This window comes from Sulfitobacter aquimarinus, assembly GCF_040149565.1.
In the GTDB taxonomy this organism is placed as follows: Bacteria; Pseudomonadota; Alphaproteobacteria; order Rhodobacterales; family Rhodobacteraceae; genus Sulfitobacter; species Sulfitobacter aquimarinus.
Window position 1 is genome coordinate 40,117 of sequence record NZ_JBEFLO010000016.1, and the last position, 7,938, is coordinate 48,054.

Sequence of the window (7,938 nt, forward strand, 5' to 3'; positions counted from 1 at the left end):
CTGATGTTCCTCACTCTTTATGTCTTGCTCAGGCATCCCGAATGCCCCCTCGTGTTGCGCGTATCTTTAGGCAGGCATTGCGCCCACTTCATGGCATGACGCGCACGATTTTATGCCCGCCGTTTTATGCCCGTCATTGGTTAAAAAACAAATATCTGGCCCTCCAGATCCGATACCGCGCCGACCCCTTCCAGCGTCAGCGATCCGTAAGAGCCGAAGTCAAAGACGACATCCCCGTTTTGCACAGTTGCAAACTGCGCCATCACCTGCGCCGCAGGAGTGGTTGTGGCAAAGGGAAGGCCAGGGGCGGCAAAGCCGATCTCGTCCCCGAAATGCGCGCTGAAGTCTTCGATCACATCGTCCCCTGCATTGAAAATAAACGTGTCAGCATGGCTGCCACCGCGCATTGTGTCATCGCCCATACCACCGATCAATGTGTCAGAATGTGCCCCCCCATTAAGGTAATCGTCTCCCCATCGCCCCTCAAGCCGGTCTTCGCGTTCGCGCCCGAACAGGCGGTTTGCCGCGCCATCGCCCGAAATGTGATCCGCCGCCAACCCGCCTGCCAGATCCTCGATACTGTCATAGGTATCGCCTGCGGCGCGTTCGGTATTCCGCTCTGGCAGGGCCAGATCCAGCACCAGTGAGACGGGGCTTTCAGAGTATTGCGCACGGTCGCGACCCGAGCCGCCAATCAACACATCCGCCCCCACGCCGCCAAACAGCACGTCATCGCCAACGCCGCCATCCAGCGTATCATCGCCGCGCCGCCCGTAGATATAATCGACGTTGCTGGCACCATAAATCCAGTTCGCCTCGAAGGTGCCGCGCAGGTTGTCGAACCCGCGGCTGCCGATCAGGTTCTCGATACTGTCATAGGTGTCACCGATGGCGATGTTTGTGTTGAGTTGCGAGAACAGCAAATCCACCCGCAGCGACCCGGTCGAGCCGGTGTAATCAACCACGTCCACACCCGTGCCGCCCTGCATCACATCCGCCCCCGCCCCGCCATTGAGCGTGTCATTCCCCGCGCCCGCAATCAGCGTGTCATTGCCGCCCCCCCCGTACATCATCTCGCGGCTGAGCGAGCCGAGAATGCGGTCATTGCCGTCGGTGCCGTTACGCTCGGGGCCTTGTACGGCATCCGCCACGCTGATCCGGTCGCTAAAGATGAAATCGCGCAGGGCGAAATCATCGGCGTTCAGATCCGCACCATTCGCGCCGTAAACGCGGATTTCCTCTTCGCCCAGACGGATGCCCACGCCACCGTCATTACGGGTCTGGAAGCTCATGCTCGACAGGCCGGTGAACCCCTCGAACGAGGAGATGTCGATGCGGTCCACGCCCATCTCGAAGTCCATGATGCGGTCGCCCTGCCCGTCGTCGGCCATGATAACGAACACATCCGCACCGTCCCCGCCGCGCAGCGTGTCGCGGCCCATGCCCGCCATCAGCACATCCTGACCCGCGCCCGCGGTCAGGTTGCTGCCCGACTGGTTAGAGGCCGCCCCCCCGCCACCTGCGCTGACAATCATATTGTCGTCCAGATCAATCCGCCACGCGCCCAATATGCCCGTCCCGCTTTCGGCCACGAACATATCAATGCCCCCGTCCCGCGCGCTCAGGCTGATGGAACCCGGGCCATCCAGCCCCGTCACCAGCGTATCGGCCACCGTGGCCAGATGCAGCAGGCGGCCCTCGGGCAGGACGGTGAACAGGCTCAGCCCGTCGTCATGGCCGCCCGCCACCACATAGGTGGCACCATTTACCTCGATGCTTTCCATCACGCTGACCCCTGCAAAGCGCGTGTCCAGATCATCGTTGACCTGATGCACCGGCGTCAGACCGCCGCCCGCCTCCAGCCGCAATAGCGTGAGCGAGCTTGTCCCGTAGGATCCCACCAGCACAAATTGCGTGCCGCCTGCCTCGATCACCTCCAGATGGGTGGGCTGCGAAATCCCCAGACCGTCCAGCGCGCCAACCTGGGAAACAGGCTCTAACACGCCTGCATTGCCCACTGAATAGGTCGAAATCTGGTGATCAAACACCGAAGCGGCCACCGCGAACATCCGCCCGCCGACCTGCACCATCTCGACGCTGATGCCGTCACCGCGCATCCCCACGGTCTGTGTCTCGACGAAGGCGAAATCGCCGCTGCCGTTCTGCCGCCAGACATCCACCCCCGTGGCGCCCCGCGTCACGGTGAGTGCGACCATCTGGCCCGCGACGCTGGCCCCTGCCATATCCGTTATGGCCCCGTTGCCGGTCTCCACATGGTGCACAGCGTTCAGCCCGCCGTCCGCTGCCACAGAGAACCCTTGCGCGCCCTGCCCTGCCACACCGTAGACCCAGACCATATTGCCGTCGGCGTGCATCCCGACCGGCGCGGATAATCCAACGGCGTTTTGCAAGATATCGTTATGCACCAGCACCGCGTTGTTGCCCGTCACGTTCCAGGTAAACACCTGCCCCGCCTCGGCGCCTGTGGCCTGCAAAAACCGCTGGTTGCCTGTGCTGACCAGTTGCAGATCGCTTAGCCCTGACAGGGCCACGTTTTGCACGCCGCCCACATTATACAAATGCTCAAAATAGCTCACCCAAAGCCACCCCTTTTTCCCGTACTCACCACGAACAGGGAGTAAAATCGGGGGGTGCCGACGGCAGGCGCGGCGGGTGTCAAATTCGTGACGTTTCAAAAGACTTTTGCGACAATTGAGTGTAAGTGCCGATCCATGAACATGACCACGCCTCCGCCCCACATCACCATTGCGCTGTGCACCTATAACGGGGCCGCCCATCTGCGTGCCCAGCTCGACAGTTATCTGGCGCAGGATCACACGGCGTGGTCGCTGTGGGTCAGTGATGATGGATCAACAGATGACACCCGCACCATCCTGCAAGACTTTGCCCAGACCCATGGCGCGCAGCATCCGCTGCGGGTGATTGACGGGCCGCAACAAGGCGTGGCCGCCAACTATCTATCGCTGCTGTGCCATCCCGAATTCCCCGCAGGCATGACCGCCCTGTCGGATCAGGATGACATCTGGCACGCGCATAAACTCAGCCGTGCGGTAGAGGTCATGCAAGAGGCCACCCAGCCGTGGCTGTACGGGGCGCAATCGGTGCATGTGGATGACACGCTGACGCCCATCGGCGCCTCCTCGACCACGGGGGCTGTGCCTGCGTTTTCCAATGCGCTGGTGCAAAACATCGTCAGCGGCCATTCGGCGGTGCTGTCGGCACAGACACTGGCGCTGGTGCGCCGTGCGGGCGTGCCGCAGGGCATCCCCTATCACGACTGGTGGCTGTATCTGCTGGTCACCGGCGCGGGCGGGCATGTGGTGGTGGATGAGGCCGAAACGCTGCTCTACCGCCAGCACGGGGATAACCTGATGGGCGCGCATGGCGGCTGGCGCAGCACGGTTGCGCGCCTGTCCCAAGTCTTTGGCACCACCTATGCGGGATGGCTCGATGCCAATACCGCCGCCCTGTCGACCTGCGCCGGTCTGCTGACCCCGCAAGCCCGCGAAACGCTGCACAGCTTTGCCGCCCGCCCCCGCACATTGCGTATGCTGCGGCGTGCAGGCATCCACCGCCAAGGGCGCATGGGCACCGCCTGCGTTCATCTTGCAGCACTGCTGAGACGGCTATAGGATCGTGTTGATACGTAGGTCGGAAAGACAATATTGACGCACATTTCACTGGCACTAGAAACATGCCCAACTTCTATTCATCTAAACATATTTGACCTTTAATAAGGCTTTCCCTGATGGCTCAGAAAAACTCTTTCCCCACAGCAATCGACGATCCCGAAAAACATGAACGACAACTGGCCCTGCCCGCCGCAACAACACGCTACGCCATCTATTTCACCCCGCGCAGTGGCTCTTCGTGGCTGGGTGATATTGCAATACAGACCAAACAGCTTGGCAACCCGGGAGAGCCGTTCAACCCGCCGAATGTTCCCGTCATTGCACAACGCCTGAACGCGACCGATCTGGACAGCTACATCGATAAACTGACACGGGTACGCAATACAAAAGGCGTCTTCGGCTTTCAGATCACATTTGGCGACATCGGCGTCACGTTCGAGGGCCCTCATGCCCTTATGAAACACTTCCAACGTGATCCATGCTTTTGGCTGATCCGTGAAAACATCCTGTTGCAAGCCGTGTCGCTTTCTAAAAAAGCACAGACCCGTATTGGTCACACCACCCAGACCGACGCAGCACAAAGCGCCGACACAGGCGCGCAATACGACGCGGCAGGGATCAAACGGTTTCTCACGCATATCGACCATTATGAACGCGGCACCGAAGCCATCTTTACACGCTATAAGCTCGCACCGCTGCGTCTGAGTTATGAACGAATGACACAGTTAGAGCCGATTGAAGTCGCTCAGGTTATTGCCCGCCATATTGGTTTACCAGACATGCAGTTTGACCGGATAGAGCAGACCCATGAAAAGTTAGGCACGTCACTGAACAGGGAATTCGCCCAGCGTTTCCGCACCGAACATCCCGACCTTATGGCCGAGATCGACAACCGCCGCGCCCCTATGCTTGCACAGCTTGAATCTTTGGAAACCTTAACCGCGCGCCAAGGCTGATTAGATCGACTTCATGTTTTGCTGGTGCACTGCAATGGCCTCTTCGACATCTTCGTAATAGGTAAGCACGCCCTCGTTCAGAACTGCCCCCGCATCACATAGCTGTTTGATCTGTCCCATCCCGTGCGAGACAACAACCGCACTGGCATGCTCCATCCGCGCATTGAACACCTCGGCGCTTTTGGCGCGGAACGAGGCATCGCCCACCGATGTCACCTCATCCACCAGATAGGTATCAAACGGCACCGCCATCGAGACGCCAAAGGCCAGCCGCGATTTCATGCCCGCCGAATAGGTGCGAAACGGCAGATCGAAATGCCCGCCCAACCCCGCAAAGTCGCGCACAAAATCCACCAGCTCGTCGGTGTCCACACCGTAGATCCGCGCGATGAAGCGTGCATTCTGCGCGCCTGTCAGCTCGCCATGAAACGATCCCGCAAACCCCACCGGCCACGAGATCGACCCGTCCGAGATGATCTGCCCCTCGGTCGCGTCCATCGTGCCTGCAATCATCTTGAGCAGGGTCGATTTCCCGGCCCCGTTGCGCCCCAACAGCCCCACGGCCTTGCCCGTCGGGAACACCACATTGATGTTATCCGCCACCACCTTGCGCTGTCCGCGCAGGTGAAACACTTTGGTCAGGTTGCGAAATTCGATCACGCGCCGCGCCTATCTGCGGTCTTTGAGCGAGTAGACCACCAGCGTACCGATCGCCCAGGCCATGAACATGAACAATGCAAACAAGCCCAGCACCGTCACCCGCTGCGGATAGAGCGAGCGTTCGGCCAGTGTGGGGCGGATGTGAGCCGCCAGATAGCGGCTTTGGCGGCGTGCCTCGGCCAAGGACGCATCGCGGGTGGCCAGCGATGACACATAGGTCTGCTCGGCAAATTCACGGTCCACGATCAGCCGCTCGTATTCCCCCACAAGGGTCGAGAACGTCTCTTCGCTGCCGCCACTGATGCCGCGCTTGCGGCGCTCTTCCTCGATCCGCCTCTCGATCACTTCGACGCGGCGTTCGGCCTGCACCACCCGCGGGTCGGCAGATTGCGAGGTGGCCAGCAACAGGTCCAGATCAATCAACGCCTCGGCCAGCTGCGTCTGCAAAGTGCCCAACAGGCCCGCCTGCGTGGCCAGATCAACACTGGGGTCCACGATGCGGTTGTCATTGCGGAACCGCGTGATCGCCTCGCGCGCGGATTTCAGCCGCTCGACAGCGGTCTCCAATTCATCACGGGCATAGCGCACAGCATCCTCGCGGGCGACCGCGCTCAGCTCGTTGATCATGTCAGAGCTTTCGGCAAAAATCCCTTCGGCAATCGCCTGGGCATCGGCGGCATCAAAGGCCAGCACGCGGACCTCGATCAGGCCGCTGCCGCTGTCGTAATAGATCCGCACCATACGTTCCCAGTATTTGATCAGATCCTCGATCGTGCCATCGGCGTCATAGGCAAATACCGGATCATATTCGGGCTTGGACCACAGGCTGCGCAGGTCCAGCTTTTCATCCAGCAGCGACACCATCTTCTGGCTCTGGATGTATTCGTACAGGATGTCCGTATCAGACGAGGACGATCCCGACAGCTCGGTAATGCCGCCAAGGATTTCCACGGCCGATCCGACCTCTTCCTTGCGCACCGAAAACCCCACGGTCGAGGCGAACTGGTTCGCGGCCACGAACCACAGATAAAAGGCAAGTGCGGCCACAGGGACCACAACGATCACAAAACCGCTGAGCAGCGCCAGCAGATGACGGCGGCGCGGGCGTGCGGGCGATGCAGGCGGTGCCACAGGGGCGGTCGGTTTTGCGGCGGGCGCGGGCTTTGCGGCGGGCGCTTGGTTCGCTGCGGGCGCTGGCGCCCCTGCATTTGGTGATCCGGCCTGTGACACGTGGCGTACCCCGATGTGTTTCTTTTATTGCTGTTAGGGTTTAACCATAGACCTGCGGTGCTTTGAATACCAAAGCAAACATGCCCCGCACCCGATTAATACGCAGCCCCCAGAGCAAAGGACCGCAATGGCCCCGCTTCCCCAACACGCCGCAGGCAGCCTGCACCGCAAAAAACGGCCCCTTGCCAGCCTGCGCACGATCACTGCATTGGTCCTGCGCGAGATGGTGACAACCTATGGCCGCTCGCCGGGGGGCTATGTTTGGGCCGTGTTAGAGCCTGTTGCGGGCATTGCGCTGCTCACGCTGATTTTCTCGGCGGGGTTCCGGTCGCCTGCGCTTGGCACCAGTTTTCCGCTGTTTTACGCCACGGGGATGCTGCCGTTTTTGATGTTCACGGATGTGTCTGGCAAAATCTCGCTGGCGATCCTGTTTTCCAAACCGCTGCTGGCCTATCCGGCCGTGACCTATATGGACGCGATCCTTGCGCGGTTTGTGGTCAATATGCTGACGCAGCTGCTGGTGTCATACCTGCTGCTGGGCGGGATCATGATGTTCTTTGATACGCAGATCGTGCCTGATTATCCGACCATCGTGCTGGGCTTTGCGATGGCGGCCATGCTGGCGCTGGGGGTTGGGACGCTCAATTGCTACCTGTTTGTGCGCATCCCCTTGTGGCAGCGCGCCTGGTCGATCCTGATGCGGCCGATGTTCATCATCTCGTGCATCTTCTTCGTGTTCGAAACAATCCCCCAGCCCTACCGCGACATCCTGTGGTATAATCCACTGGTCCATATCGTCGGCCTGATGCGGCGCGGGTTTTATGCCAATTACGATGCGACCTATATATCGCTGATGTATCTGACGGGGCTGTCGATGGTCTGTTTTCTGGCAGGGATCGTGCTGCTGTACCGTGGCCACCGCATGTTGGTCAACGACGGCTGAACAGACCCTAACACAGGGGGTTTGTACCCTTATGCCATGCCCAAGCGCTGCATCAGGATGTTGTCGCTTTCCACAAAGCTTTCCAGCTTGGCGCGGGTTTCATCCTTTTCGATCCGCGCCATCAGCTTGGGCCAGCGCGCCTCACCACGCGGCACGGCGCCTGTGTTGTGATAGGTCTTGGTCAGGCTGATGGATTTGCCCAACCGCGCCTCGATGTCCGCCTCAAGCCGCCCCAGATCATCGACGGAATAAACCGCGTCAATCTGCGCCAGCCCCGCTTGGGCGCGGGTGACCAGCTCTTCCTGGGGCAGGTCTTTGATCTCGTGGTGGCCGCGGATTTTGCGGGTCGCGAAATAGCTGCAATAGAAGTTGTCGTAATGGTCCGCGATAAACCGCTGCCACGGACGGTCCCCGCCCATGAAATACTCATCCGCCGATTGGTCCAGCATACGCTTTTTGCCTATGTTATGCGGCTTGTCCAACTCCTCTTGGGACA

At 60.2% G+C, this 7,938-nt stretch carries 6 protein-coding genes and 1 pseudogene; 3 read left to right on the forward strand and 4 right to left on the reverse strand.

Annotated features, from left to right (window positions below; all coding sequences use genetic code 11):
- Window positions 1-140: 140 nt before the first annotated feature.
- A complete protein-coding gene (locus tag ABMC88_RS18025) occupies window positions 141-2,597 on the reverse strand; it encodes a M10 family metallopeptidase C-terminal domain-containing protein (RefSeq protein WP_349578278.1) in 2,457 nt (818 codons plus the stop codon).
- Window positions 2,598-2,732: 135 nt separating this feature from the next.
- Here ABMC88_RS18025 and ABMC88_RS18030 point away from each other — a divergent pair, with 135 nt between their 5' ends.
- Together ABMC88_RS18030 and ABMC88_RS18035 are read left to right on the forward strand one after the other, a co-directional pair.
- A complete protein-coding gene (locus tag ABMC88_RS18030; RefSeq protein WP_349578279.1) occupies window positions 2,733-3,653 on the forward strand; it encodes a glycosyltransferase in 921 nt (306 codons plus the stop codon).
- 116 nt (window positions 3,654-3,769) lie between these two features.
- Complete coding sequence (locus ABMC88_RS18035; RefSeq protein ID WP_349578280.1) at window positions 3,770-4,609, forward strand: Stf0 family sulfotransferase; 840 nt, start codon at window positions 3,770-3,772, stop codon at window positions 4,607-4,609.
- On the opposite strand, the gene ABMC88_RS18040 is transcribed toward ABMC88_RS18035, so the two are convergent.
- Window positions 4,610-5,269 (reverse strand): ABC transporter ATP-binding protein, encoded by a 660-nt coding sequence (locus tag ABMC88_RS18040; RefSeq protein WP_349578281.1) that lies wholly within the window; start codon window positions 5,267-5,269, stop codon window positions 4,610-4,612.
- Between the two features lie 9 nt (window positions 5,270-5,278).
- Window positions 5,279-6,499 carry a KpsE/RkpR family capsule polysaccharide export protein gene (locus ABMC88_RS18045; RefSeq protein WP_349578282.1) on the reverse strand — a complete coding sequence of 407 codons (1,221 nt, stop codon included), beginning with the start codon at window positions 6,497-6,499 and terminating at the stop codon, window positions 5,279-5,281.
- Window positions 6,500-6,626: 127 nt separating this feature from the next.
- Here ABMC88_RS18045 and ABMC88_RS18050 point away from each other — a divergent pair, with 127 nt between their 5' ends.
- A complete protein-coding gene (locus tag ABMC88_RS18050; protein ID WP_349578283.1) occupies window positions 6,627-7,442 on the forward strand; it encodes an ABC transporter permease in 816 nt (271 codons plus the stop codon).
- A 29-nt stretch (window positions 7,443-7,471) separates the two neighbouring features.
- Here the strand turns inward: ABMC88_RS18050 and ABMC88_RS18055 are convergent.
- Window positions 7,472-7,938, reverse strand: a pseudogene (locus ABMC88_RS18055) (sulfotransferase family 2 domain-containing protein); the annotation flags it as partial.